This window comes from Streptosporangium vulgare (assembly GCF_042428775.1).
Lineage (GTDB): Bacteria > Actinomycetota > Actinomycetes > Streptosporangiales > Streptosporangiaceae > Streptosporangium > Streptosporangium vulgare.
The window spans coordinates 18,901-42,924 of the sequence record NZ_JBHMBS010000039.1 but is presented as its reverse complement, the minus strand read 5'-3'; the positions used below and the strand labels follow the sequence as shown (position 1 = coordinate 42,924).

At 71.2% G+C, this 24,024-nt stretch carries 25 protein-coding genes; 11 read left to right on the top strand and 14 right to left on the bottom strand.

Going from position 1 to position 24,024, the window contains the following annotated elements; genetic code table 11:
* Window positions 1–133: 133 nt before the first annotated feature.
* A complete protein-coding gene (locus ACFFRH_RS40685) occupies window positions 134–448 on the bottom strand; it encodes a hypothetical protein (RefSeq protein WP_344748479.1) in 315 nt (104 codons plus the stop codon).
* A gap of 58 nt (window positions 449–506) precedes the next feature.
* On the opposite strand from ACFFRH_RS40685, the gene ACFFRH_RS40680 reads away from it, so the two are divergent.
* From ACFFRH_RS40680 to ACFFRH_RS40665, 4 genes are all read left to right on the top strand, one after another.
* Window positions 507–803 (top strand): hypothetical protein, encoded by a 297-nt coding sequence (locus ACFFRH_RS40680; RefSeq protein WP_344748478.1) that lies wholly within the window; start codon window positions 507–509, stop codon window positions 801–803.
* Window positions 800–1,663 (top strand): class I SAM-dependent methyltransferase, encoded by an 864-nt coding sequence (locus ACFFRH_RS40675; protein WP_344748477.1) that lies wholly within the window; start codon window positions 800–802, stop codon window positions 1,661–1,663. Before ACFFRH_RS40680 ends, ACFFRH_RS40675 begins: the two co-directional genes overlap by 4 nt.
* Window positions 1,664–1,748: 85 nt before the next feature.
* Complete coding sequence (locus ACFFRH_RS40670; protein WP_344748476.1) at window positions 1,749–2,132, top strand: hypothetical protein; 384 nt, start codon at window positions 1,749–1,751, stop codon at window positions 2,130–2,132.
* A 133-nt stretch (window positions 2,133–2,265) separates the two neighbouring features.
* The gene (locus ACFFRH_RS40665; RefSeq protein ID WP_344748475.1) at window positions 2,266–3,018 is read left to right on the top strand and encodes an SDR family NAD(P)-dependent oxidoreductase; all 753 of its coding nucleotides are present in this window, start codon (window positions 2,266–2,268) and stop codon (window positions 3,016–3,018) included.
* 252 nt (window positions 3,019–3,270) lie between these two features.
* Here ACFFRH_RS40665 and ACFFRH_RS40660 read toward each other — a convergent pair whose 3' ends face one another.
* Complete coding sequence (locus ACFFRH_RS40660; protein WP_344748474.1) at window positions 3,271–4,491, bottom strand: ABC transporter ATP-binding protein; 1,221 nt, start codon at window positions 4,489–4,491, stop codon at window positions 3,271–3,273.
* Between the two features lie 177 nt (window positions 4,492–4,668).
* Here ACFFRH_RS40660 and ACFFRH_RS40655 point away from each other — a divergent pair, with 177 nt between their 5' ends.
* Window positions 4,669–5,667: a LacI family DNA-binding transcriptional regulator gene (locus tag ACFFRH_RS40655; protein WP_344748473.1), complete on the top strand. Its 999-nt coding sequence runs from the start codon at window positions 4,669–4,671 to the stop codon at window positions 5,665–5,667.
* Here ACFFRH_RS40655 and ACFFRH_RS40650 read toward each other — a convergent pair.
* Window positions 5,639–6,124, bottom strand: a complete 486-nt coding sequence (locus tag ACFFRH_RS40650) for a glutathione peroxidase (RefSeq protein WP_386163148.1) — start codon at window positions 6,122–6,124, stop codon at window positions 5,639–5,641. The genes ACFFRH_RS40655 and ACFFRH_RS40650 overlap by 29 nt on opposite strands.
* A 220-nt stretch (window positions 6,125–6,344) precedes the next feature.
* Between ACFFRH_RS40650 and ACFFRH_RS40645 the strand changes: the two genes are divergently transcribed.
* Together ACFFRH_RS40645 and ACFFRH_RS40640 are read left to right on the top strand one after the other, a co-directional pair.
* Window positions 6,345–6,737: an aggregation-promoting factor C-terminal-like domain-containing protein gene (locus ACFFRH_RS40645; RefSeq protein ID WP_344748472.1), complete on the top strand. Its 393-nt coding sequence runs from the start codon at window positions 6,345–6,347 to the stop codon at window positions 6,735–6,737.
* Window positions 6,738–7,076: 339 nt separating this feature from the next.
* Entirely contained in the window at window positions 7,077–7,571 is a 495-nt protein-coding gene (locus ACFFRH_RS40640; RefSeq protein ID WP_386163144.1) for an aggregation-promoting factor C-terminal-like domain-containing protein, read from the top strand.
* Between the two features lie 284 nt (window positions 7,572–7,855).
* Here ACFFRH_RS40640 and ACFFRH_RS40635 read toward each other — a convergent pair whose 3' ends face one another.
* From ACFFRH_RS40635 to ACFFRH_RS40620, 4 genes are all read right to left on the bottom strand, one after another.
* Entirely contained in the window at window positions 7,856–8,581 is a 726-nt protein-coding gene (locus ACFFRH_RS40635; RefSeq protein WP_344748470.1) for a hypothetical protein, read from the bottom strand.
* 23 nt (window positions 8,582–8,604) lie between these two features.
* Window positions 8,605–8,937, bottom strand: a complete 333-nt coding sequence (locus tag ACFFRH_RS40630) for a DUF202 domain-containing protein (protein ID WP_344748468.1) — start codon at window positions 8,935–8,937, stop codon at window positions 8,605–8,607.
* A gap of 7 nt (window positions 8,938–8,944) precedes the next feature.
* Window positions 8,945–9,286 (bottom strand): YidH family protein, encoded by a 342-nt coding sequence (locus ACFFRH_RS40625; protein ID WP_386163140.1) that lies wholly within the window; start codon window positions 9,284–9,286, stop codon window positions 8,945–8,947.
* Between the two features lie 133 nt (window positions 9,287–9,419).
* Entirely contained in the window at window positions 9,420–9,821 is a 402-nt protein-coding gene (locus tag ACFFRH_RS40620; RefSeq protein ID WP_386163138.1) for a DUF8711 family protein, read from the bottom strand.
* Window positions 9,822–9,996: 175 nt separating this feature from the next.
* Here ACFFRH_RS40620 and ACFFRH_RS40615 point away from each other — a divergent pair, with 175 nt between their 5' ends.
* From ACFFRH_RS40615 to ACFFRH_RS40605, 3 genes are all read left to right on the top strand, one after another.
* Window positions 9,997–10,254 (top strand): ubiquitin carboxyl-terminal hydrolase 14, encoded by a 258-nt coding sequence (locus tag ACFFRH_RS40615; protein ID WP_386163136.1) that lies wholly within the window; start codon window positions 9,997–9,999, stop codon window positions 10,252–10,254.
* A gap of 640 nt (window positions 10,255–10,894) precedes the next feature.
* Window positions 10,895–11,554, top strand: a complete 660-nt coding sequence (locus ACFFRH_RS40610) for an ABC transporter ATP-binding protein (protein WP_386163133.1) — start codon at window positions 10,895–10,897, stop codon at window positions 11,552–11,554.
* A gap of 380 nt (window positions 11,555–11,934) precedes the next feature.
* On the top strand, window positions 11,935–13,713 hold the full coding sequence (locus ACFFRH_RS40605) for a hypothetical protein (protein WP_386163130.1): 1,779 nt from the start codon (window positions 11,935–11,937) through the stop codon (window positions 13,711–13,713).
* A 111-nt stretch (window positions 13,714–13,824) separates the two neighbouring features.
* Here ACFFRH_RS40605 and ACFFRH_RS40600 read toward each other — a convergent pair whose 3' ends face one another.
* Both ACFFRH_RS40600 and ACFFRH_RS40595 read right to left on the bottom strand, forming a co-directional pair.
* Window positions 13,825–15,408, bottom strand: a complete 1,584-nt coding sequence (locus ACFFRH_RS40600) for a Na+/H+ antiporter (RefSeq protein ID WP_386163128.1) — start codon at window positions 15,406–15,408, stop codon at window positions 13,825–13,827.
* A gap of 190 nt (window positions 15,409–15,598) precedes the next feature.
* The gene (locus tag ACFFRH_RS40595) at window positions 15,599–17,026 is read right to left on the bottom strand and encodes a hypothetical protein (RefSeq protein WP_386163126.1); all 1,428 of its coding nucleotides are present in this window, start codon (window positions 17,024–17,026) and stop codon (window positions 15,599–15,601) included.
* Between the two features lie 265 nt (window positions 17,027–17,291).
* Between ACFFRH_RS40595 and ACFFRH_RS40590 the strand changes: the two genes are divergently transcribed.
* Window positions 17,292–19,391: an ATP-dependent DNA helicase gene (locus tag ACFFRH_RS40590; RefSeq protein WP_386163123.1), complete on the top strand. Its 2,100-nt coding sequence runs from the start codon at window positions 17,292–17,294 to the stop codon at window positions 19,389–19,391.
* Between the two features lie 27 nt (window positions 19,392–19,418).
* Here ACFFRH_RS40590 and aroQ read toward each other — a convergent pair whose 3' ends face one another.
* From aroQ to ACFFRH_RS40565, 5 genes are all read right to left on the bottom strand, one after another.
* On the bottom strand, window positions 19,419–19,853 hold the full coding sequence (aroQ, locus tag ACFFRH_RS40585) for a type II 3-dehydroquinate dehydratase (protein WP_386163172.1): 435 nt from the start codon (window positions 19,851–19,853) through the stop codon (window positions 19,419–19,421).
* Window positions 19,854–20,030: 177 nt separating this feature from the next.
* The gene (gene aroB, locus ACFFRH_RS40580; protein WP_386163121.1) at window positions 20,031–21,101 is read right to left on the bottom strand and encodes a 3-dehydroquinate synthase; all 1,071 of its coding nucleotides are present in this window, start codon (window positions 21,099–21,101) and stop codon (window positions 20,031–20,033) included.
* Window positions 21,098–21,601 (bottom strand): shikimate kinase, encoded by a 504-nt coding sequence (locus ACFFRH_RS40575; protein WP_386163118.1) that lies wholly within the window; start codon window positions 21,599–21,601, stop codon window positions 21,098–21,100. Before ACFFRH_RS40575 ends, aroB begins: the two co-directional genes overlap by 4 nt.
* Window positions 21,602–21,665: 64 nt before the next feature.
* On the bottom strand, window positions 21,666–22,844 hold the full coding sequence (gene aroC / locus ACFFRH_RS40570; protein WP_386163115.1) for a chorismate synthase: 1,179 nt from the start codon (window positions 22,842–22,844) through the stop codon (window positions 21,666–21,668).
* A 238-nt stretch (window positions 22,845–23,082) separates the two neighbouring features.
* Entirely contained in the window at window positions 23,083–23,913 is an 831-nt protein-coding gene (locus ACFFRH_RS40565) for a prepilin peptidase (protein ID WP_386163112.1), read from the bottom strand.
* Between the last annotated feature and the right edge of the window lie 111 nt (window positions 23,914–24,024).

Here is a 24,024-nt window from a genome sequence, read left to right as displayed (position 1 = left end):
TCCTTTACGTCCCCGCCCTCCCCCTGTCGCGTACCACCATTCTCCCCGGCCGGAGCAGGAGGCTTCACCCCGCGCGCTCGCCCAGTGAGACGGCATCCGGCGGACGGCCGGCCGCGAGGCCGGACGACAGGACTCAGTCGAGCACCGCGGCGGCGACCGTGTCGACGTACCAACGTTCGAGGCGTTGCACCGGCCGGCCGCGTTCGCGGACCAGCCAGTCGTAGTCGCGGAGGTCCATGGCGAGCCAGAGCACGTCGGCGACGCCGTCGGCGTCGTGGTCGGCGCGCACGGCACCGGTTTCGACCGGTCCGGCGGCGACGGCGGCCAGCGTGGTGGCGGGGTACCCCGATCGAACGAACAGCCGGTCGGCCGCCTCGAGGATCACGCGCCTGGTCTGGTGCGCCTGCTGCTGTCGTCGTTTCGACTCGTAACGCCTCTTGACAACCATCACCTCATTGCAATGCTCTATTGGATAGAGTTAAACTCTATTGAAAGGATGTGATCACATGCCGTTCGGTGTGCTCCAGGAGATGCCCGGTGTCAGCGAGTCGGAATATCGCCTGGTCGAGCAGCACCTCGGTCCGGACCGCCCGCCTGGCCTGCTCGCCCACGTGGCGGGGCCGGTCGAGGGCGGTTGGCGGATCATCAACGTCTGGCAGGACGAGGCGGCGTTCCGGCGCTTTCAGTCGGAGCGGCTGATGAGGGCGGCGGGGCTGGCCGCTCAGGCGGAGGGGTTCGACGCCGGCAAGAGCGCCGGATTCAGGTCCATCACGGTCGACGGCACCGAAATGCCGTTCCCATGAGCGATGTCGGCACGCTACGCGCCCGCAACGTCGCGTTCTGGACACAGGCCGCGCCGGGATGGGTCCGCCATGCGCAGCGTCAGGACGAGTACGGCGAACCGCTCGGCGCCGTGGCGATGGACCGGCTCACGCTCCGCCCCGGGGAGAGCGTCCTTGACGTCGGGTGCGGATGCGGCGGCACCACCGCCGAGGTGGCGCTCGCCGTCGGCCCGGCGGGCACGGCCGTCGGCGTGGACCTGGCGGAGTCGATGGTGAGCGCCGCCGCGGCGCGCTTTCCCGCGGACCGGCATCCGGGCCTGAACTTCGTGACCGCCGACATCGAGACCGTCGCGCACATCCCGGGAGCACCGTTCGACGCGGCTTTCTCCCGGATGACGTTGATGCTGCTGGCAGACCCGGTGGCCGGCTGCACCACGATCCGGCGGGCGCTGCGCCCCGGCGGCCGGTTGGCGGCGACCGTGTTCCGCGACGGCGGCGCCAACCCGTGGCTGACGCTCGCGGTGCTCGGCACGGCACCGCACGTGGGCTCGCTACCGCCACTGCCGGTAGGCGACGAACCGGGTCCGTTCGCCTTCGCCGAACCGGCCCGCGCGACCCGGATTCTCGCGGCCGCCGGTTTCACGGAGATCGATTTCGCACCGCACGACGTGGTCATGTCCACACCCGACGAACCCGGACCGGTGGCCGAGTGGCTCATCGAGATCGGCCCCGCCGGAGCCGCCTACCGCGCCGCCTCCGCGGAAAAGCAGGCGGCCGCGCGCGCGGCGACGGCCAAGCTGCTCGAGCGGTTCCGCGAACAACCCGGCGGATACCGGATCCCGGCCGGCATCTGGCTCGTCACGGCACTTCGGGCGCCGTGAAGCCACGCCGACCGAACCTCGACGACCCTCGACCTTTCAGAACGGCGTCAATGTGTTGACAGGAAGAACGAAGTCGCTTCTGACGGTGACGATGCTGGGCGGCGTGCTGCTCCTGTCCGGCTGCGGCGGCGATGGCGATGGCGATGGCGACAATCCGGCTCCGCCGCCGGTCGGCGCGACGACACAGGCGCCCGAACCCTCCGGCGCCACCTGCGACCAGGCCGCAGACACGGTCAAGAACCACCTGAACAGCCCTGACGTCACCTCGGTCACCGTCGTGGGCCAGTGCACTCTGGTCGTGGTGGAGACCACACTCGGCGACGACGACACCGCCGTCGCCGCCGCACGGCAGCTGTGCGAGCGTGCGGGCGAGGTCGCGTACACCGGGGACATCAACGGGATCTCGGTGAAATCCCGCTCGGACGCGGAACTCTCCAACGGCATCACCGGCATGAAGTGCCTCCCCTGAACCACGATCGGTGACGCGGTCTCGCATCTCGATGCGAGACCGCGTCCCCTTCAGGCCGCCGGGATGGTACGCACCGAGCGGGTGGCGATGACCGCCTCGCCCGCCTCGCCCGCGTCGTCCCTAGACTGCTGGCATGCCAACCGCACTGATCACGGGGGCGACGGCCGGCATCGGTGCCGCCTTCGCCCGCCGCCTGGCCGCCGACGGGTTCTCACTCGTCCTGGTCGCCCGCGACGAGAAGCGCCTCGTCTCCGTCGCCGAGGAACTGCGCCTGCGGTACGGGGTGAGCAGCGAGGTGCTCGCCGCCGACCTGGTGACCGACGAGGGCCTGGAGGCGGTGGAGCGGCGGCTCGGGGAGGGGGTGGATCTGCTGGTCAACAACGCGGGCTTCGGCCACCAGGGACACTTCCTCGACGTGCCCGCCGAGGAGGAGCTGCGGATGCTCAAGCTGCACTGCGAGGCGGTGCTGCGGCTGACGCTGGCCGCGCTGCCGGGGATGAGGGCCCGCGACCGGGGCGCGGTGATCAATGTCGCGTCGGTGGCGGCGTTCTTCACCCGGGGTTCCTACAGCGCGTCCAAGGCGTGGGTGGTGAACTTCAGCGAGTCCACGGCCATCGAGATGGCCGGGACCCGCGTGCGGGTCATGGCCCTGTGCCCGGGGTTCGTGCACACCGAGTTCCACGAGCGCGCCTCGATGGACAAGTCGGGCATCCCCGAGTTCTTCTGGCTGTCGGCGGACAACGTCGTCCGCGAGGCGATGCGCGACCTGGCCCGGGGCGTGCGGGTGAGCATCCCCGACCTGCGCTACAAGGTCATCGTCAGGGTCGGCAGGCTGCTCCCCCTCGGCTTGATCGGCCAGTTCTCACGCCGCCTCGCCCGCCGCTGAGGAAAGGCCACCGGAGAAGGACCACCGGAGAGAGACCGGCAGCAGGAGACCGGTAGCGGAGAGCACCGGTTTCCCGTCAGCCGGGGTCTCCCGCCGGCAGACCCCGGCTGACGGGAACCGGCCGACAGGTCCCGGCTGACGGGAAACCGTCGGCGGAGACGAAAGGGCCCGCGCCACGGGAGGGGGTCGTGGCGCGGGCCCTTTCGGCCTGCGGTGGTGGTCGGGACGCGCCTCGCGGCCCGGCGCGGTGGATCAGACGCGGGCGTTGGCCTCGTGACCGATCGCCAGGCCCGAGACCGGGTCGAAGAAGTGCAGGTTGTGGGTGTCCACGATCAGCTCGATGTTCTGGCCGGGACGGACGTGGCTGCGGGAGTTGACGCGGGCGGTCCACAGCGACTTGTCGCCCACCAGCGGCAGCGTCGCGTCCTCCTCGCCGTCGTCGGCGGCGGCGGCCACGGTGTCCTGGTGCTGGACCGGCGGGGCGTCGATCAGGAACAGCACGTTGATCTCCGAGCCCAGCTCCTCGGTGACCTCGGCGCGGACCGGCAGGCGGACCCAGCCGGAGGAGGAGCCGTTGGCGGCGATCGAGTCGTCGAAGTCGGAGGGGCGGATGCCCAGGATGATCTTCTTGCCGAAGTACTGGTCGAGGCCGCGCTTCTCGGCGAGGGTCTCGGCGGGCACCGGGAGCTTGAAGCCCGCGAACGCGACGGCGGCGCCGCCCTCACCGCGCACCAGCTCGGCGTTGACGAAGTTCATCGACGGGGAGCCCATGAAGCCCGCGACGAAGAGGTTGACCGGCTTGTCGAAGAGGTTCTGCGGGGTGTCGACCTGCTGGAGCAGGCCGTCGCGCAGCACGCAGACGCGGTCGCCGAGGGTCATCGCCTCGACCTGGTCGTGGGTGACGTAGACGGTCGTCACGCCCAGGCGCTCGTGCAGGGTGTTGAGGGAGGCCCGCATGGAGACGCGGAGCTTGGCGTCCAGGTTGGACAGCGGCTCGTCCATGAGGAAGGCCTGCGGCTCACGCACGATCGCGCGGCCCATGGCGACACGCTGGCGCTGGCCACCGGAGAGGGCGGCGGGCTTGCGCTTGAGGTACTGGTCCAGGCCGAGCATCTTGGCGGCCTCGCCGACGCGCTTGGCGATCTCCGCCTTGGGCATCTTGCGGAGCTTCAGACCGAAGGCGAGGTTCTCCTCGACGGTCATGTGCGGGTAGAGCGCGTAGTTCTGGAAGACCATGGCGATGTCGCGGTCCTTCGGGGGCAGGTGGTTGACCACCCGGTCGCCGATGGCGATCTCGCCGCCGCTGATGTCCTCAAGCCCGGCGATCATCCGCAGGGCGGTGGACTTGCCACATCCGGACGGCCCGACCAGCACCATGAACTCCCCGTCCTTGATCTCAAGGTCGAGGCCGTTCACGGCTTTGACGCCGCCCGCGTAGATCTTGTCGACTTTGCTGAGAACAATGGATGCCATTGAAGTCCTTGTCGCCTCGGGCCAACCCCGCGTTCACCCGATATTGGATACGTTTTCATGCATCTCATCGGAAACGGACATCCGTGTCAAGAGTCTTCTCGGTTCTGGCCTGTCAGCAGGATGGTTGTCGCCGCTTCGCACTGGATCCGGCACGGAAATCATGATGGAATCGTTTCCATGAACATGCGTCGTACGACGATCAAGGACGTCGCCGGGGCGGCCGGGGTGGGGGTCGCCACGGTGTCCCGGGTTCTGTCGGGCGGGTCGGCCAGCCCGGAGACCAGGGAGCGGGTGCTGACCGTCGCCGCCCAGCTCGACTACCGGCCCAGCGCGCTCGGGCGCAACCTGCGCCAGCGGCGCTCGGGCGGGATCGGGCTGCTGCTGCCCGACATCACCGACACCTTCTACGCCCGGGTGGCCGACGGCGTGCTCGCCTGCGCGCGCTCGGCGGGCGAGCCGGTGATCGTGGGCGCGACCGGCGACGACCCCGAGCGCGAGGCCGAGCTGATCGGCATGCTGCTGGAGCAGGGCGTGGACCGGGTGATCGCGATCCCCTCGGGTGACGGCGACAGCTGGGCGCCGACCCTGCGGGCCGGAGTGATCACGGTGTTCGCGCACCGGCTCTCGGCCGGGCGCGACGACATCCCCGCGGTGGTGGCCGACGACCGCGCGGGGGTCGGGACCGCGGTCGACTACCTGACGGGGCTGGGACACCGGCGCATCGCCTATCTGGGCGGCCCGGGTCAGGCGCAGCGCCTGTCGGTCTTCAGGCAGGCGCTGGGGCCCCTCGTCGACGAGGAGCTGATCGTCGTCGCCCGGGGCAGCCGCGACTCCGCGTACGCCGCCGCCGCCGGGCTCTTCCAGCACCGGCCGGACCTGACCGCCGTACTGGCCGGGGGCAACCTGCTGGGCGAGGCGGCCGTGCTGGCGGCGCGGGAGCTGGACCTGCGCATCCCCAGGGACCTGTCCCTGATCATGTTCGACGACGTGCCCTGGGCCGAGCTGTGCTCACCGCCGCTGACGGTGATCGCCCAGCCGGCCAGGGACATCGGCTACCGCGCCGCCGAGCTGGTGCTGCGCGGCGGCGCCAGGAGGCCGCGGGGCGTGCTGCTGCCCACCGAGCTGATCGTCAGGGGCAGCTGCGCGGCTAGAGGGACTTCTCGATCGCCGCGATGAGGGCGGGGTCGCCGGGCTCGACGTTCGGCCGGAACCTGCCCAGCACCTCCCCGTCCCGCGAGACGAGGAACTTCTCGAAGTTCCACTTGACGTCACCGGCCTCGCCCCCGGCGTCGGGGGTGGCGGTCAGCGCGTCGTAGAGGGGATGTCTGCCGTCGCCGTTGACCTCGGTCTTGGCCAGCAGCGGGAAGTCGACACCGTAGGTGGTCGAGCAGAACTCCTGGATCTCCTCGGCGGTGCCCGGCTCCTGGCCGTAGAACTGGTTGCACGGCACGCCGACGACGGTGAAGCCCCGGTCGCCGTAGGTCCGCTGGAGGTCGACGAGACCCGCGTACTGGGGGGTGAGGCCGCATTTGGAGGCGACGTTCACGACGAGGACGGCCTTGTCCCCGGCGAGCTCGGCCAGGGTGGTGGGCGCGTCGGACAGGGTGCGGAGCGAGATATCACGGATTCCCATGAGCCGCACCCTAATCCCCTTGTCACATTTGAGAGTTATGCCGTCCAAAAAGTGAAATGTGACTGACGCCACAGATGAGACGGCGCCCGCCTCACCAATGCTTTGATCATTCTCTTACCGATCTTTGACAGGACTCCTGACAGGCGCTGTCGGCTGGCCCGCCGACGAAACGCCGGGCATCGTGTCGGCCGTCCCCCGTACCCGAAGCACAGGGAGTCCCATGTCGACGCTACGCCGTACCGGTGTGCTGGTGATCACCTCGGTGCTCGCCCTCGGCACCACCACCACGGTCGCCCAGGCGTCCTCGGCAAGACCGGGCAACCAGGCCGTCGCCAGGCCCATGGTGTCCGCCCACGGCTGGAACAGCAGTCAGTTCAACTGCCTCAGCAGGCTCTGGACCAGGGAGAGCAACTGGAACCACCGCGCCCACAACCGCTCGTCGGGCGCGTACGGCATCCCGCAGGCGCTGCCCGGCGGCAAGATGGCCAGCGCCGGACGCGACTGGCGCACCAACCCCAGGACACAGATCCGGTGGGGGCTCGGCTACATCAAACAGCGCTACGGCTCGCCGTGCCGGGCGTGGACGCACTTCACCACGCGGGGCTGGTACTGATCAGGGAGCGGTGACCTGAAACCCCATGGCAGGGTGATTTTCACACCGTCTCCCAGCATGGGTGATTCGCCGGTCGTAATCGCCCCTTCGCCGAATCACCCGTAAATCCCGAAGATCGGGCAAACACCTTTCCTTCGCGTGTCCCATCCGGCGCCCGGCGCGCTCTCGCGTACTAGAAAGCCGCCTAGAGAGATCGCCGCGGCGTCTCATGCCGGAAACAGGCCGGAGAGACCACGCGGACGTTCCCCGTCCGAGCCACGGGCGCCGGATCGTCGGACGCGGGAGGGCAGCACGTGCCCTCCCGCGCCTTCCGCACGCGGCCCGAGGACAAGGATCCATGTGAACAGCTACCGCGTTCTGCGCAACACCGTCATGACCGTGCTCACCGCCTCGGCGATGGTCGGTCCACCGGCGACGGGGCAGGCTGACAGCGCCTCCGAGACGTCCAGGAAAGGGACGGCGAGGACGGTGTACCGCCTCACCTGGGCCACCCAGGTGAAGCCAAGGGTGAAAGCGGTCGCGAGGACCGCCAAGGGCAGGAACAAGACGATCGCCTATCGTCTCGTGTCCCGCCGAGCGTGGCCGCACAGCCAGTTCCGCTGCCTGGACAGTCTCTGGACCAGGGAGAGCAACTGGAACCACCGCGCGTACAACCACTCATCGGGTGCGTACGGCATCCCGCAGGCGCTGCCCGGCTCGAAGATGGGCGGCAGCGGCAGGGACTGGCGCTACAACCCGATCACGCAGATCCACTGGGGTCTGAACTACATCAAGAGCCGCTACGGGTCACCGTGCGGCGCGTGGGGTCACTTCCGGTCGAGCAACTGGTACTGACCCGCACGGAGAGTGTCCAGGGGAAGGGAACACTCTCCTGACGCCCGGGGCTCCAGAGCCCCGGGCGTCACCTCCCGGGCCACACGCCCAGACCACACGGCCAGACCACACGGCCAGACCACACGGCCAGATCGCGCGGTCGCCGCGCCAGAGCAGCCCATGACTGCCCATAGCCGCCCAGAGCCGCCCACAGCCGCCCACAGCCGCTCAGGCCGCCTCCAGAAACCGCCCCGCGCGCCCAGCGCCCCCGGCGACCCGTCCCAAGCCCCTGAGGCCCCAGAGCCTCAGGGCAGGTCGAGGGCGCTCAGGCCCAGCAGGAAGGCCTGCCGGTCACGGGTGGTCAGGCTCGCGTACGGCCGCGCGGCGCGGCGGTTCGTCTGCGCCTCGATCCGGTCGCGGACGGCCCCCGGGGGCAGGGCGATGACCTGGGCCGCGCTGAGACCCGCCCGCGCCCAGGCGTCGGCGTGCGCGTCGGCGCGGTGGTAGCGCAGCACGGCGAGCCGGTTGAACAGCAGCACGCCCGGCGGGGTCCCCGCCGGCTCGTGGGGCGGTGCGGCCTGGGCGAAGGCCGCGCCCCCACCGGCGACGGCACCGGCCTCCACGAGCCGGCCGGCGAGATCCGCGAGCTCGGGCAGCCGGTCGGCCCGGGCGGCCCACAGCTCGCCGGTCACCGCCGCGTGCGCCTCGTACAGGGAGGCGATGAAGGAGAGCGCGGTCGCGGTGGCGCGCAGCACGCCGCCGTCCTCGACGAGGGTGCCCTGGGCGATCTGTACGTCGATCTCCGACCGGTCGAAAGGGTTGTAGCGGTAGAGGGCGGCCAGCCCCACGGCGGTGAGCGGCCTGGCGGGGAGCACGAATCGGAGATCGACCAGCAGGTCCGTCTGGAGGCCGGAACGCTCGGTGAGCTCCCGGCTGAGGGGCCTGCTCGCGATGTGAACGCCAAGGTTGACCGCGTCGATCAGCGGAGCGATCGACGCCGCGTAACCAGGCAGATCATCGAAGCGTGACATGCTGCGATATCTTGCCGCATTTTTTACCCCCCGAACCTTTCCAGAACGAAGGCGACGGCTCCCGCCACGGCGGCGAGGGTACCGATCCAGGCGATGAGGGCGTCGGCCCGGTTGTCGAGGGGGCGGCTCCCGTGCAGGGCCTCCTGGGCGCGCCGGTAGCGGATGCCCGTGTGGGTCAGCAGCAGGACGGCGCAGAACACGGCCGGGACGAAGGGGATGACGGCCACCGCGGGCGTGCCGGCGCGCAGGGCGACACCCGCGCCGGCCAGGCTGGTGACGGCCAGCACGGCGGTGGTGCGGACCCAGGCGAGGCGGGTCCGCTCGCTCTGCAGACCCGCGTCCCACGGCCTGTTCACCGGAAGCTCACCGCGACAGCAGGATGAGGATCAGGGCGAGCACGGCGACCGTCGCCACGCCGTACCCGAACAGGGGCGCGAGGGCGGGGGGCGGGAGCGGGGCGGAGCTGCGCAGGGCTCGCTGGACGCGGCGCCAGCGAGGGTAGGCCATCGCGGCCGCCAGGGCGGACAGCGACACCAGGACCACCGCGAGCAGGGTGCGCATCCACGGGACGAAGACGTCGGCGGAGACGGCGGCCATGGCCACTCCGCCCGCGCTCAGCGCGAGCGACGTGCTCAACCAGGTCAGGTACGTGCGCTCGTTGGCGAGAGTGAACCGGGGATCCGGCTCGTGGTCCGGAGAGGTCATGAACTGTCCTGGGTCTTCATAAGAATGACGGTATTTCAACCACATTCCCCCTAGAGAACCCGGGATTTCCGGAGGTGCCCGCGGGCACCTCCGGGGCCGGCGCGGTAGCCGCGCCACACCGAGGCGGCGGGGACTATCCGCAGGCGTTGGTCAGCTGCTGGACCCACTGCACCGAGTCGGTGGCCACCTTCTGGGCGGCGTCGACGGCGCTGTTGGCGTCGGTGACGGTGAAGCCCTCCAGGGTGCTGGAGACGCCCTCGGCGGCCTCCTTCAACGAGGTGTTGGCCGCCTTGTCGGCCAGGTCGCCCAGCTTGGCGCCACCGTCGTTCAGCGCCTTCTCCATCGCGGCGGGGTCGTCGAGCAGCCCGGAGACCTTGGCGGCGGTCTCGGTGACGATGCCCGCGGCCTGCACGCACTGCTGCGCCTTGTCGATGCCCTGGCTCACCTCCTGGATCTCGGAGCAACCGGTGGTGATGAGGGCGGCGGCCAGCGCAGAGGCGGCGAGGACGGGGATTCGTCGCTGAAGGGGTCGCATGTCCCGACCCTACCCAACGGGCCGCCACGGCAGGCGGTACCGTACCGGCTCGTTACCGACCGGCTTGATCGCGATCCGGGACGCGAAGGAGGCCGGAACCGGGACGCGAAGGGGGGCTGAGTCCGGAACGCCCCGGTGGTCGTACGATCATCTGTAGTCACACGAGGGGGAGACCATGACGACCTGTGAGCACATCCTGCAAGCCCAGGACCCGCCGCCGCGCACACCCGAGGGGTGCGAGGAGTGCCTGGCCGAGGGCGGCCGCTGGGTCCACCTGCGCAGGTGCCTGTCCTGCGGGCACATCGGCTGCTGCGACTCGTCGCCCGGCAAGCACGCCACCGCCCACTTCCACCAGACCTCCGACCCGGTCGTCGCCTCGTTCGAGCCGGGCGAGGACTGGCGCTGGTGCTACGTGGACAACGTCATCGGCTGACGCATCGCCCTTCCTTGCCGGAAATTTCACTATTCCTGTCGTCCCTGGAGCCATTGCGGCGGGACACGTACCCACTGCGGGTACGTGACGCGGCATCGCATCGGAAAAGCCTCTGAAGCGCGCACGTCCAAGAGGTTCGCGCGCCCTGCGGGGGCTTCCGCTCCGTGCCTGCGTTGTCATCTCTCCCGCTGATTCCTCGGCGAACGTCCCGTGTCGTCACCCCGGGACGATCGGCTCGCCCTGGCCCGAGCCCACCTCTCCGCCGACCGGATGGCGCCGGGCTGACCCCGAAAGGCGTCCCGCCGCCCCATGGCGGGAAAAGACGCGGTCATCGAGGGGCTCCGAGTCCGGCCAGCTCGAATTTCACGGTCCCGGCGGGTGCGCGAGTGTCACACCGACACCCTGACGTGTCCCCGCGAAAACCAGGACACATCCACTGGCCGGGGAATACCGATCGGGAAACTCGCGCATTCCCTCCGTGGACGCAACCCTGTCTTTTTCGCACAGGTCGGCCCACCAAAGCGATCCTCACCCTTCGAACATGTAAGAGACGATGCCGAGCAGGTGATTGAATCACCTGCCCGGCATCTCATTTTTTCTGGAAGGGCGGTGCGTGTTGGATCACAAGCGGTGGCCACCGTTGCTGGATATCGAAAACCTGAGTTACTCCACTCCGGACACAGAAATCTTCACCGGGCTCGACCTGAGTGTCCACACGGGTGAGTCGGTGGTTCTCTGCGGGCCGAGCGGAACCGGGAAGACCACTTTGTTGACATGCGTTCTGGGCCTCACAAAGCCCAAGAGCGGACGTATCCGGATAGCCGGAGAAGACGTCACCGGACTGTCACGGAAACAGCTGGCCCTCTATCGTAGAAAACACATGGGGATGGTCTTCCAGTTCGGTGAGCTTCTTCCCGAGCTCTCCCCTGTCGAGAACGTGGCGCTCGCCGCCCTTCTCGCGGGGGTTGATCGCGGCTCGGCGTACGACTCGGCTCGAGCCCTCCTTTCCGATCTCGGCGTTCCCCCGGGCCAGACGCCGACCGCCTACCTTTCCGGCGGTGAGAGACAGCGAACGGCCGTGGCCCGGGCACTGATCACCGGTGCGCCGCTCATTCTCGCCGACGAGCCCACGGGCGCGCTGGACCGGGAAAGCAGAGATTCCGTTGCCGATCTTCTCTTCGAGTTGCCCAGACGACGGCGATGCGCACTGCTGATCGTGACCCACGACCAGGCCGTCGCGGGTCGAGCGGATCGCAGGTTCGACTTGGTAGCCGGTCGCCTTGTCGGAGACCGCGCATGAGGCGGCGCACACTGTGGCACCACCTGCTCCGGATGGGGCTCACCGCGGGGATCCGTTCACCGGGCGGCCGGTTGCGATTCGCCGCCCTTGTCACCGCCACGGCTGTCCTGACCCTGGTCTTCGTGTCCGGCCTCGCGGTCGTCGCGACATATGACGGCTGGGACCGACGTGATACGGCGCGCGGCGCGGAGGTGGCGAGGGGCGGAAACAGTCCCGTGATCGCCCTTTACAGGCGAGGCAGCGACTCCATCGGGACGACCCCTCATCAGGTCATGTACGTGGAGCCGCGATCATCCGGGGTCTCCCCGCCCCCGGGGCTGCCTCGCTGGCCGGAGCCGGGCGAGGCGTTCCTCTCGCCGGAACTGGTACGCGCCGGCGCGGTGGAGGGCATCACCCACCGGTACGGGAGGTTCGCGGGGACAATTCACCCCAGTGGTCTCTCCACCCCTTCGGAGCGGCTCGCCTACGTGCGCCCCACCGGCACCGGCCATCAGGGCTGGCTCAAGATCACCAAGATCGGCTCAGCGGAATCCACGCCCATGGGAGACTCTCTCAACCGCGTGCCCGTCGGCCAGCTCCTCGGCACGATCGGTCTCACCCTCGGCGGCGCGGCCATCGTGCTGCTCGTCATCGCGGCGCGTTGCGGATCGACCGCCAGAGACAGACGCATCCAGTTGCTGACGACACTCGGCGGAGGCCGCGGTCACCAGGCGACGGTCAACCTTGGCGAAGCCCTCGTTCCCGTCGTCATCGGCACGGTTCTGGGGGCATTACCGTACACGGTCATGTCGGTGGAGAACGTACGCATACCCATGATCGACCAGGTCGTCGACTCCACAGATCTGCGCGCATGGGCCTGGGCGCTACCACTCGTGGCGTTCGCCGCATGTGTGTTGGCGTTGTCGACGGTCGTGGGGCTCCATCGGGCCACAGGCGACGGCAGGAGCACCCGCCCCCGGACTTTCGCCGACACGATCCCCCGCTGGCGGCTCTATGCCGGCCTCCTGGGCCTGGTCGCGATCATCAGTACTCCCTACCTTTCCAAAGCGGCGAGTTTCCTCGCCTACATCGGTGGTACGGCCCTGCTCTGGGGCATGCTGCCCTCTGCCGCCGGTGTGGTGATCCGGCGCTGGGGGCAGTCCGCCGCCTCCTTCGGAACACGGACGGGTCGCGGTGACGCGCTGGTCGCGGGCCGTTGGACGCACGCCCGCCCCGGGGTCGTCGTCCGGCTCGTGGCAGTGATCGTCATTGGGCTTGGCGTGATCACCCAAGCTCAGGTCTGGTCAAGCCGCCTGGGTGAATCAAGCCAGAACGCCCAGGTCATGAAAGAACAGCTCCACGACTCGGTGTTGGTCGTCACTCCTCGGTCGATGGCCCCCGGGACGGTGAACGCCTTCCGGCACTCCCTCCCAAGGACGGCGAACCTGTTCCTGGTGACCAGCGCGAAGGGGCCTGCGGACGCGGCCGTGCTTCACGGATCATGCGCGGCGATCCGATCACTCGGCATCACGTGTCCCGCACCTTCGTTCCGTATAGCGGATGGCGATGTCCGCGCCGTCGTCCTGGGACAGTTCGTCGGCCACAGCGGCAGCACCGAGTTGCGGGAGGGAAACGTCCCCGGCGCCACGAGAACGGCCGACAGCCTCGCCGTGGTCTCTCCCGTGGAATCGGCGAACATGGCCGCGCAGGTGAAGGAGACGGCACACCGGGCCTTCGGAATGGCCGAAGTGAGACGGCCCTATGACAGCTGGCTCCTCGGCGCCGATCGGCTGGCCGCCATGGCCAACTGGGTGAAACTGCTCACCGTCCTCATGCTGGCGGTCCTGTCTCTCGCCGTGGCCTTCAGCTCGGCCGCCGAGTTCCTCGTCTTCACGACCGCGGTCGCGCCGCTGGCGATCCTCAGCGAACGGCGGAGATTCCTGCTGGGAGTCGCGCTCTGGAACCTGACCCTACCCACAATGATCGCCGTCGTCTTCGGGGTGTGCGTGGCCGCCTGGCAGGGGACGTTCTTCGTCGCCATGACAGAGGCCGGAGTGTTCTCCTGGAACCTGCTCGCGGCGAGCGCGGCAGGGGCCGGGACGCTCGCCGTCGCCGTCGGTATCGTCAGTGGCGCCGGGGCGGTGCGAGCCGGCGCCCGATGGCGCCCGGCGGCGGACTGACCAACCGTTCCGGCGGGCGGTGGGCGATGCCGCGATCAGACAACCCGGCGAAGTCTCCGAGGGGACATCGCCACGCCTCGCCCTGTCAGCCGTGGAGCCTCCGGGCCGTTCCTAGTCGCGCTCCAGGGTGGCCTCTTCGAAGTCGATCTCGTGGAGGACCCGGCGGAGCACCTCGTCGTCGATGCGCCGCTCGTCGCGGAGGCGGACGAACACGTCGCGCTCCACCGTCAGCATCTCCCGGCGGAGCCGCCGGTAGACGTTGCTCGGCGTCTCCGCCCCCTCCTGCCCCGTGCCGCCGCCCAGGCGCTCCCAGGCGGTGAGGGTACGGCGCTCGGCGCGGGACCTGAGCTGGTCGACGACCTCCCGGTGGACCTCGTCGACGCCCTCCGCCACCAGCTCGTCCAGCCGGGCCAGCGAGGCCGAGGCGGCCGCCTGCTGCGCGGCCGCCTCCGCGAGGTTGTCGGTGTAGGTCTCCCGCTCGTTGGAGACCTTCAGCCTGCGGATCAGCGCCGGGAACGTCAGCCCCTGGACGAGGAGGGTGCCGATCACCACCGAGAAGGTGAGGAAGAGGAGCAGGTCGCGGCCGGGGAAGGTCTGCGGGATGGCGAAGGCCGCGGCCAGGGAGACCACGCCGCGCATGCCCGCCCAGCTCACGATGGTCACGTTCTGCCAGGTCGGCGCGTGGGTCTCGGTCCTGCGGACCTTCTTCGACAGCATCCGGGGCAGGTAGATGCTGGGCACGACCCAGACCACCCTGGCGACCACCGCGGCGGCGAAGACGGCGAGCGCCATCCCGGCGAGCTTCCACCCGTCGCCCCACTCCAGCCCCCGCATGATCGGCCACATCTGCAGGCCGATCAGCGCGAAGACGACCGTCTCCAGGAAGAAGTCGAGGACCCGCCAGACCGCGTCGGACAGCAGCCGGGTGCCGAAAGCCGCCCTGGGCATGCGGTGGCCGATGTAGAGGCCGACGATCACCACGACGATCACGCCGGAGACGTGCACGCTCTCGGCCGCCAGGTAGACGGCGAACGGGATGAGCAGCATGACGGTGTTCTCGACGAGCGCGTCGCGCACCCGGACCAGCACCCAGGTCAGCACCCAGGCGAGCGCGAGGCCCATCACCACGCCGCCCGCCGCGGAGCGGGCGAAGTCGAGGGCGGCGTCCTGCCAGGTGATGCCCTGCCCGACCGCGGCCGCGATGGCCACCCGGTAGGCGGTGAGCGCGGTGGCGTCGTTGAACAGGCTCTCCCCCACCAGGATGGTGACCACCTTGCGGGGCAGCCCGAGCCTGCGGGCCACGGCGACGGCGGCGACCGCGTCGGGCGGGGCCACGATCGCGCCCAGCGCGAACGCGGCGGCGAGCGGCAGCTCGGGCAGGAGCAGGTGGGTGACCCACCCGATGACCAGCGTGGTGAACAGCACCAGGCCGACCGAGAGCAGCGCGACCGGCCTGCGGAAGTCCTTGAGCCTGAGGTAGGAGCTGTCGATCGCCGCCGAGTAGAGCAGCGGGGGCAGGAAGACCAGCAGGACCAGCTGGGGGTCGAGCTCGTAGGTGGGGACGAACGGCGACAGCACCACCCCGGCGAGCACCAGCAGCAGCGGCGCCGGCCATCCCCTGCGCCGGGCCACCGCGGCCACGGCGATCCCGACGACCGAAACGGCCAGCATCTGCAGCACCGTCGACTCGTCCACGCCACCCCGCCCGATAGGGATCGATCAGCCTACGTGCCCCGGCGCGCCTCGCGAACCGCCCGGGACGGCCGAGACCGCCACACGGCGCCGGACCACGTATCCGGCGGACGCCACACGCTATCTTCTCCGGCGGCGAGCTCGCGACCGGGGTCCGGCGACGCCGGGCCCCGCGGGTAGGTCACCGGTCAGATCACCAGTCGCGGTCGCCCCTGTCGTCGCGACGGCGGCCCTCACGGCGCCCGCCCTCGTACTGGCGCCCCTCGTCGTACTGACGGTCGTCGCGGCGGCGGTCGTCGTACCGCTCGTCGTAGTGCTGCTCGGGACGGAGCCTCTCGCCGGTGGAGTGCGGCGGCGGATCCTGGACGTAGGGGCGGGGCAGCCTCTGGTCGGGCGCCGCGGGCGCGGCCTGGCCGAGCAGGCCCAGCGGGTCGGACGGGTCGACGTCCTGCTGCGGGTACGAGGGCGGTGAGCCGTACAGGTCGCGCAGGTCGGCCGGGTGACCGGCCTGCTGGGGCGGCCGGCCGCCGAACGCGTAGGGATCGGGCTGCGCGGGGGGCGGGTAGCCGCCGCCGTACTGGTCGGCCTGCGCGTTGCCGTAGGCGGACTGCTGCTGGGCGGCGAACCCGAAGGGGTCGGTCGAGTTCTGCTGTCCCTGCCCGTAGGGGTCGGGCTCGGGCCGCTGCGCGGACTCGGCGAACTGGCCGAAGAACTGGTCGGGGCGCGGCGTGAACGGGGCGGCCGGCTTCTGCCGGCTCTCCGGGGGCGCGAACGGGTCGACGGGCCGGGGCTGGGGCGGCACGCCGTACGGGTCGGGGCCCTGCCCGCCGAACCGGTCGGCGGGCCCGGCGTAGGAGTCGGGCCGCTGCGGGACGGGCGGGGCGGCGTAGGGGTCGGGCTGCGGGACGGGCGGGGCGTACGAATCGGGGTGGACCGGCGCGGCGTACGGGTCGGGCTGCTGGGTGCCGTACGGGGGCTGCGCGGGCGGGTAGCGGTCGCCGGGCAGCTGGTAGGGGGACTCGCCGGGGACGGGACCGGCACCGAGCGGCTCGACGGGCTGCGGCTGCCCGTAGGGCAGGGAGTCGTTCACGATCATGTTCTCGCGCGGCACGGCGTCGGAGGAGCCGTACCCGGGAGGCATCCGGTCCTGGGGCCGGTCGGATCGGTCCAGCGGGGGCACCACGCCCCGCGCGACGAGCACGTCGTTCGGGCCTAGGGCGGCGACCTGGCGGGGCTCGTCCAGCGGCGAGGGGACGTGGCCGGCCGGGTCGGGGTACTGCTGCGGCTGGGCGTAGTCCTCGGGCCGGGGCCGGGCGTACTGGCCGGTGCCCGGATACTCGCCGTAGGCCTGCGGCTCGGCCTGCGGGGGCTGCTCGGCGCGGGCGGGCTCGCCCACCTCGTCGGGATACTGCCCCCCGGCCTCGACGAATCCCTCGTCAAGGGTGTCGACCAGGCGCCCCACGTCGCTCATGGGCATGCGGAAACTCGCGGTGCACATCTCGCCGCGCCACAGGCTCAGCACCAACGTGCCTTCGTGCCAGGTGACCCGGAGCACCCGCTCCTGGCCACGCTCGTCAAAGAACACCTCGCCGAACGACGGCAACGGGACAACTTCCGACATGGAAGACATGTTGCTTTAACCAGCCTTTATTCGTCCACTCGACCTCGGGAAACCCTACCGAACCAGTCTTTCCGTCCCCATCTTCCGCCTCAGCGGCACCAGAGCGGTAGCCCTTCCCTTGACCTTACGAGGATTGGTGAGCCGGGTGATCCCGCCAGTTTGCCATGCGACGTGAACCCCGGGTCCCGGAATACGGGTATGCGTCCACGCCGCGACTCGCCGGAGCAGCCGCGACTGTCGGGCCGAACGGGTACGGTTGGCTGTCGTGCCGACCGACTCCATCGCCCCATCCGAAGACGTCTCCTCAAAGGTGGATATTCCCCCGGTTGAGGATTTGCTGAGCACCGCCGTCGAGGCGGTGGGCGGGGTCGAGCGCCCCGGCCAGATCACCATGGTGAGGGCGGTGCAGCGCGCGATCGAGTCGGGCGACCACCTGGCCGTGCAGGCGGGCACGGGCACCGGCAAGTCGCTCGCCTACCTGATCCCCTCGATCAGGCACGCGATGACCTCCAAGGGCGCCGTGGTCGTCTCCACCGCCACCATCGCGCTCCAGCGCCAGCTCGTCGACCGCGACCTGCCCCGCCTCGCCAAGGCGCTCGCCCCGCAGCTGCCGCACGAGCCGTCGTTCGCGATCCTCAAGGGCCGCCGTAACTACCTGTGCCGCTACAAGGCGAGCGCGGGGTGGCCCGACGAGGAGCAGGAGCAGCTCTTCGACCCCCGGGAGGTCAACGCGACGGGCCGGATGGTCCAGCGCATCCAGGAGTGGGCGAACGAGACTGAAACCGGCGACCGCGACGAGCTCGTCCCCGGCGTCAACGAGCAGGCCTGGCGGCAGTTCTCGGTCAGCGCCAGGGAGTGCCTGGGCGCCACGCGCTGCCCGAGCGGCATGGAGTGCTTCGCCGAGCTGGCCCGCGCCCGCGCCGGCGAGTCCGACGTGGTCGTGACCAACCACGCGCTGCTCGCGATCGACGCGATGGAGGACTTCCCGCTCCTGCCCGAGCACGAGGTGGTCGTGGTCGACGAGGCCCACGAGCTGGTCGACCGCGTCACCTCCGTGGTCAGCGGCGAGCTGTCGGAGACCATGGTCTCGGTGGCCGCGCGGCGGGTCGGCAAGCTCATCGAGCAGCACCTCGCCGACCGGCTCATGGAGAGCGGCGAGGACCTCAAGGCCCTGCTCGCCGCCGCCCCCGCCGGGCGCCTCGACGAGCTCCCCCAGGTGCTCGGGATGACGCTCGCCCTGATCCGCGACGCGGCGTGGGCGTGCATCACCGCCCTCGGCCCGCGCAACGGCGACAAGGACGACCCCGAGGGCGCGGGGCTGCGCAGGGCGGCCTTCACCTCGCTCGACGAGGTCCACGACACCGCGCAGCGCATGCTCGACGCCTTCGGCCACGCCGAGGAGGTCGACCGCGCCGAGGTGGTCTGGCTGGAGGCGGGCACCGACCGGCGCCCGCCCCTGCTGCGGGTGGCGCCGCTGACGGTGGCGGGCATGCTCCGCGACAAGCTCTTCGGCGACCGTACGGTCATCCTGACCTCGGCGACGCTCGCCCTGGGCGGCGCCTTCGACGGCCTGGCCCGCCAGTGGGGCCTGGGCGGCGGCAGGGGCGCCGCGCCGGTGGCCTCGGAGACCTCAGAGACCTCGGGGGGCGAGAAGAAGGGGAAGGAGGGCAGGAGCGGCAAGGGCGGCAAGGGCGGGGCCGGGTGGGAGGGCATCGACGTCGGCTCCCCCTTCGACCACCCGCGCAGCGGCATCCTCTACGTCGCCAAGCACCTGCCTCAGCCGGGCCGCGACGGCCTGCCCGAGGCCTATCTGGAGGAGATCACCGAGCTGATCGAGGCCGCGGGAGGCCGCACGCTCGGCCTGTTCTCCTCGATGCGCGCCGCCAAGGCGGCCACCGAGGCGTTGCGCGACCGGTTGAGCGTGCCGCTGCTCTGCCAGGGTGACGACTCCACGATGCTGCTGGTCAAGCAGTTCGCCGAGGACGAGCCGACCTGCCTGTTCGGCACGCTGTCGCTCTGGCAGGGGGTCGACGTCCCCGGTCCCTCCCTGCGCCTGGTCATCATCGACCGCATCCCCTTCCCCCGCCCGGACGACCCGCTCAGCTCCGCCCGGCAGCGCCACGTCGCCGCCAAGGGCGGCAACGGGTTCATGTCGGTCGCCGCCACCCACGCCGCGCTGCTCCTCGCCCAGGGCGCGGGCCGCCTGCTGCGCAGCCAGCACGACAAGGGCGTGGTCGCGGTGCTCGACCCCCGGCTGGCGACGGCCCGCTACGCCGGCTTCCTGCGCGACTCCCTGCCGCCCTTCTGGCCCACCAACGACCCGGCGAAGGTCCGCAGCGCCCTCAAGCGCCTCAGCGACTCCTGAGACCGCCGGCCTCCTGGCCCGCGCGGGTCAGGAGGCGGTCTCGGCGATGGCCCGCAGGGCCAGCACGTACGACCCCAGGCCGAAGCCCGCGATGGTGCCGGTCGCCACGGCGGCGACCACCGAGGTGTGCCGGAACTCCTCGCGGGCGGCCGGGTTGCTGATGTGCACCTCGACCAGGGGCGCGGTGCGCTGGGCGATGGCGTCGCGCAGCGCGTAGGAGTAATGGGTGAACGCCGCCGGGTTCAGCACCACGGGGATCCGGCCGTCGGCCGCCTCGTGCAGCCAGCTCAGCATCTCGGCCTCGTCGTCGGTCTGCCGCACGTCGACCGACAGGCCGAGCTCCCTGCCGGTCTCCCGGCAGAGCGCGGCCAGGTCCGCGAAGGTCTCCGCGCCGTAGACGTCCGGCTCGCGGGTGCCGAGCCGCCCCAGGTTGGGGCCGTTGAGCACGTAGACGGGTCTCATCGGGTCACTCACCGCTCCTTGATGACCGCGCGCCTGCCGCGCGGCCGACGTCACTCATCCGGCGCGCCACCCGGTACCGCCCCGCCGCACCTCGCCGTGGCCCCGGCCCCGCGGACATCCCCGGGCCACCGGGCACGCCCGTCCTTCCCGAGGCGTACGGGCCCGGGGACGCGAGACTCACCGGGCGACCTCGTGGTAGGCGGCCTCGAGGAGCTCCTCCGGCGGGTCGACCAGCGGGGACACCTTCGCCAGGTCGTCCAGGAGGACGAAGCGCAGCTTGGCGCCGCGGCTCTTCTTGTCGAGGCGCATGTGGTCGCGCAGCTCGGGCCATGCCTCGCGGCGGTAGGCGGTCGGCAGCCCGACAGAGGTCAGGATGGACCTGGTCCGCTCCACGACGTCGATCCGGCCGTCCAGGCGGGACAGCTCGGCCGCGTAGACCATGCCGATCGCGACGGCCTCGCCGTGGCGCATCCGGTACTCCTCGGCGCGTTCGATGGCGTGCGCGAGCGTGTGGCCGTAGTTGAGGATCTCCCGCAGGCCGCCCTCGCGCAGGTCGGCGCCGACGACGGTGGCCTTGATCCGGATCTTCCGCTCGATCAGCTCCCGGGTGTGCCGCCCCTCGGGGAGCCTGGCGCCCTCCGGGTCGTCCTCGATGAGCGTGAGGATCTCCGGGTCGGCGATGAAACCACCCTTGATGATCTCCGCGAGGCCGCCCACGTAGTCGGCGCGGGGCACCGAGACCAGCGTCGCCAGGTCGCACAGCACCCCGGCCGGCGGGTGGAAGGACCCGACCAGGTTCTTGCCCTCGGGGGTGTTGATGCCGGTCTTGCCGCCCACCGCCGCGTCGACCATGCCGAGCAGGGTCGTCGGCACCTGCACGACCTTGACGCCGCGCAGCCAGGTGGCGGCGGCGAACCCCGCCAGGTCGGTGGTCGCTCCCCCGCCGACGCCGACCACGGCGTCGGAGCGGGTGAGGCCCGCGCGGCCGAAGGCCGACCACAACCCCGCGGCCACCTCGACCGTCTTGGCGCGCTCGGCGTCGGGCACCGGCAGCGCGACGACCTCGTACCCGGCCGCCTCGATCGCGCCGCAGACCGGGCGGGCGATCTCCGGCAGGCTCTCCGGGTGGACCACCGCGACGGTGCTCACCCCCGCGCCGAGCAGGCCGGGCAGCTCGCCGAGCACCCCGGTGCCGACCACCACGTCGTACGGGCTCTCGCCGGGGACCTCGATCCGGGAGATCGTCACGGCTTCAGGCCCTCCACGATCTCGTCGACGATCTGGCCGGGATCACGCTCGTCGGTCGTCACGACGATCGTGGCCAGCCCCTCGTAGAGGGGACGGCGGGCGTCCATCAGCTTCTTCAGCTGGCTGCGCGGGTTCAGTACGAGCAGCGGCCGCGCCGAGGCGAGGCCGACCCGCTGGACGGCGTTGGAGAGGCCGACCTCCAGGTAGACCACCGGATGACCGGCCAGCAGCTCGCGGGTGGCCTCGGCGAGGATCGCGCCGCCGCCAAGGGAGAGGACGCCGTCGTGCTCGGCCAGCGCCCGCCGTACGGCGTCGGCCTCCAGCTCGCGGAAGCGCTCCTCGCCGTCCTCGATGAAGACGTCGCTCACCGGCTTGCCCGCCGTGCGCTCCACGTCGGCGTCGGTGTCGCGGAAGGCGACCCCGAGCCGCTCGGCCAGGAGCTGCCCGACGGTCGACTTGCCCGATCCCGGAGGACCGATCAGCACTGCTCGGGGACTCATCCGATCTCCTTCGACGCCGGCCCGCTCACCGGGGAACCGGGAGCGCCCTCGCCGGGACGCCCGCTCACTTGATCACCAACGAGGAGAGGTAGCCGGACAGGTTGCGGGCAACCTCCTCGACGGAGTCGCCACCGAACTTCTCGATCGCCGCGTCGGCCAGGATCAGCGCGACCATCGCCTCGGCGACGATCGCGGCCGCCGGGACCGCGCACACGTCGGAGCGCTCGTGGTGGGCCTTGGCGGCCTCGCCGGTCAGCACGTCGATGGTGGCGAGCGCCCGGGGGACGGTGGAGATCGGCTTCATCGCCGCGCTGACGCGCAGCGGCTCGCCGTTGGTCATGCCGCCCTCGACGCCACCGGCCCGGTTAGTCATCCGGCGTACGCCGTCGGCGGTGTTCTCGATCTCGTCGTGGGCGAGGGAGCCGGGGCGGCGGGCCGTCTCGAACCCGTCGCCGACGCCGACGCCCTTGATCGCCTGGATGCCCATCAGGCCGGCCGCGAGACGGGCGTCGAGACGGCGGTCCCAGTGGGTGTAGCTGCCCAGGCCCGGCGGCAGGCCGTAGGCGATCACCTCGACGACGCCGCCCAGGGTGTCGCCGTCCTTGTGGGCCCTGTCGATCTCGGCGACCATGGCCGCGCTGCCGGCGGGGTCGGCGCAGCGCACCGGGTCGGCGTCGATCGCCTCCAGGTCGCCGGGACCGGGGACCACGCCCGGGGTGGTCGCGGCCCCGCCGATCGAGACGACGTGGCTCACGATCTCGACACCGAGGGCCTGCCGCAGGAAGCTCCGCGCCACCTGGCCGAGCGCGACGCGGGCGGCGGTCTCGCGGGCGCTGGCCCGGTCGAGCACCGGGCGGGCGTCGTCGAAGCCGTACTTCTGCATCCCGGCGAGGTCGGCGTGGCCGGGGCGGGGGCGGGAGCGCGGCGCGTTGCGCGCCTGGCCCTCCAGCACGGCCGGGTCGACGGGGTCGGCGGCCATGACCGTCTCCCACTTGGGCCACTCGGTGTTGCCCACCCGGATGGCCACGGGGCTGCCGAGCGTCCGGCCGTGGCGGACCCCGCCCGCGATGGTCACGACGTCCTGCTCGAACTTCATCCGCGCCCCGCGGCCGTAGCCGAGGCGGCGACGGCGCAGCGCCTCGTCCAGCTGTGCCGTGGTCACCTCCACCCCGGCGGGCAGTCCTTCCAGGATCGCGACGAGCTCGGGGCCGTGGGACTCTCCGGCGGTCAACCAGCGCAACATGGTGACAAGTCTTCCACGTGTCGCCCACTGGAATGGCCTTCGTTCACTGGTTGAGACATCCGGCGGTGAACGTCACCCCGGAGGCCGGAACGGGAGGAGGGTGATCCAGGGGCACGGACCGCGCATGGGGCGAGCGGACCGTTCATGGGGCGGACGGCCCAAGGGGCGAACGGTCGAGGAGGTTCACCGTCCGAGCGGCGGACCGTCCGGGGAGTGAGCGGTCACGAGGATGGTCCTGTCAAAGGGCGGTGAGGACGGCGGCCAGGGCGCCGACGGCCATGAAGGGGCCGAAGGGGATCTCGCTCTTGCGGCCCGCGCGGCGCGCGGCCATCAGGACGGCCCCGTAGAGCCCTCCGGCCAGGAGGCCGAGGAAGGCCCCGGCGACCAGGGTGTCCCAGCCCAGCCAGCCGAGGGCGGTGCCCAGGCTCGCCGCGAACTTGACGTCGCCGAACCCCATGCCCGCCGGGTTGACCAGGAACAGCACCAGGTAGAAGCCCGCCAGGGCGAGGCCGCCCAGCCCGGCGGCGAGCAGGTCGCCGAGGCGGCCGTCGGCGAGGGCCGGTACGGCCAGCGGGACGGCCGTCCCCAGGTAGGCGGCGAGGGTGAGCCTGTCGGGCAGCCGGTGGACGGCGACGTCGACGAAGGAGAGGGTGACGGCGACCACCGCGAGCCAGCCGAAGGCGAGCAGTTCCGCCACCCTCCCGACCGGCGTGCCCCCCGCCCCAGGTGCTCCCGCCGCGTCCGGCCACAGCGCCCGCAGCGCGAGAGCGGCGAGCACCACCGCGGTGACCCCCTCCACCGCCCCGGGCGGGGGCCGGTGACCGCGCCGCCGCCCTCCGCCCTCCTCGCCCCTCTCGCCCTCCTCGACCCTCTCAACCCTCTCGGGCCTCTCGCCCTCCTCGACCCTCTCAACCCTCTCGGGCCTCTCGCCCTCCTCGACCCTCTCAGCCCCTTCGGCCCCTTCGGCCCCCGAGTGGCGGGCCACCACGCGGCGTGTCCAGAAACCGATCGCCACCCCCGCCAGGGCCGCCAGGGCGGGAAGGACCAGGAGGGTCATCGGGGGGCTCATGGAGCCGACCATAATCCGCGAACCCCCGCCACGCCGGGGATCCGGTCACTCCGGCCGGTGGGCCGAAGTGACCTCGGAGGTCATTGACGGGAACCGCGATGATCACGGAGG

Bases quoted from the DNA above. Each gene is read 5' to 3' on its own strand.
- ACFFRH_RS40685 (WP_344748479.1), bottom strand. From the start codon at position 448: ATGGTTGTCAAGAGGCGTTACGAGTCGAAACGACGACAGCAGCAGGCG.
- ACFFRH_RS40680 (WP_344748478.1), top strand. From the start codon at position 507: ATGCCGTTCGGTGTGCTCCAGGAGATGCCCGGTGTCAGCGAGTCGGAA.
- ACFFRH_RS40675 (WP_344748477.1), top strand. From the start codon at position 800: ATGAGCGATGTCGGCACGCTACGCGCCCGCAACGTCGCGTTCTGGACA.
- ACFFRH_RS40665 (WP_344748475.1), top strand. From the start codon at position 2,266: ATGCCAACCGCACTGATCACGGGGGCGACGGCCGGCATCGGTGCCGCC.
- ACFFRH_RS40660 (WP_344748474.1), bottom strand. From the start codon at position 4,491: ATGGCATCCATTGTTCTCAGCAAAGTCGACAAGATCTACGCGGGCGGC.
- ACFFRH_RS40655 (WP_344748473.1), top strand. From the start codon at position 4,669: ATGAACATGCGTCGTACGACGATCAAGGACGTCGCCGGGGCGGCCGGG.
- ACFFRH_RS40650 (WP_386163148.1), bottom strand. From the start codon at position 6,124: ATGGGAATCCGTGATATCTCGCTCCGCACCCTGTCCGACGCGCCCACC.
- ACFFRH_RS40645 (WP_344748472.1), top strand. From the start codon at position 6,345: ATGTCGACGCTACGCCGTACCGGTGTGCTGGTGATCACCTCGGTGCTC.
- ACFFRH_RS40635 (WP_344748470.1), bottom strand. From the start codon at position 8,581: ATGTCACGCTTCGATGATCTGCCTGGTTACGCGGCGTCGATCGCTCCG.
- ACFFRH_RS40625 (WP_386163140.1), bottom strand. From the start codon at position 9,286: ATGACCTCTCCGGACCACGAGCCGGATCCCCGGTTCACTCTCGCCAAC.
- ACFFRH_RS40620 (WP_386163138.1), bottom strand. From the start codon at position 9,821: ATGCGACCCCTTCAGCGACGAATCCCCGTCCTCGCCGCCTCTGCGCTG.
- ACFFRH_RS40615 (WP_386163136.1), top strand. From the start codon at position 9,997: ATGACGACCTGTGAGCACATCCTGCAAGCCCAGGACCCGCCGCCGCGC.
- ACFFRH_RS40595 (WP_386163126.1), bottom strand. From the start codon at position 17,026: ATGTCGGAAGTTGTCCCGTTGCCGTCGTTCGGCGAGGTGTTCTTTGAC.
- aroQ (WP_386163172.1), bottom strand. From the start codon at position 19,853: ATGAGACCCGTCTACGTGCTCAACGGCCCCAACCTGGGGCGGCTCGGC.
- ACFFRH_RS40575 (WP_386163118.1), bottom strand. From the start codon at position 21,601: ATGAGTCCCCGAGCAGTGCTGATCGGTCCTCCGGGATCGGGCAAGTCG.
- aroC (WP_386163115.1), bottom strand. From the start codon at position 22,844: ATGTTGCGCTGGTTGACCGCCGGAGAGTCCCACGGCCCCGAGCTCGTC.
- ACFFRH_RS40565 (WP_386163112.1), bottom strand. From the start codon at position 23,913: ATGAGCCCCCCGATGACCCTCCTGGTCCTTCCCGCCCTGGCGGCCCTG.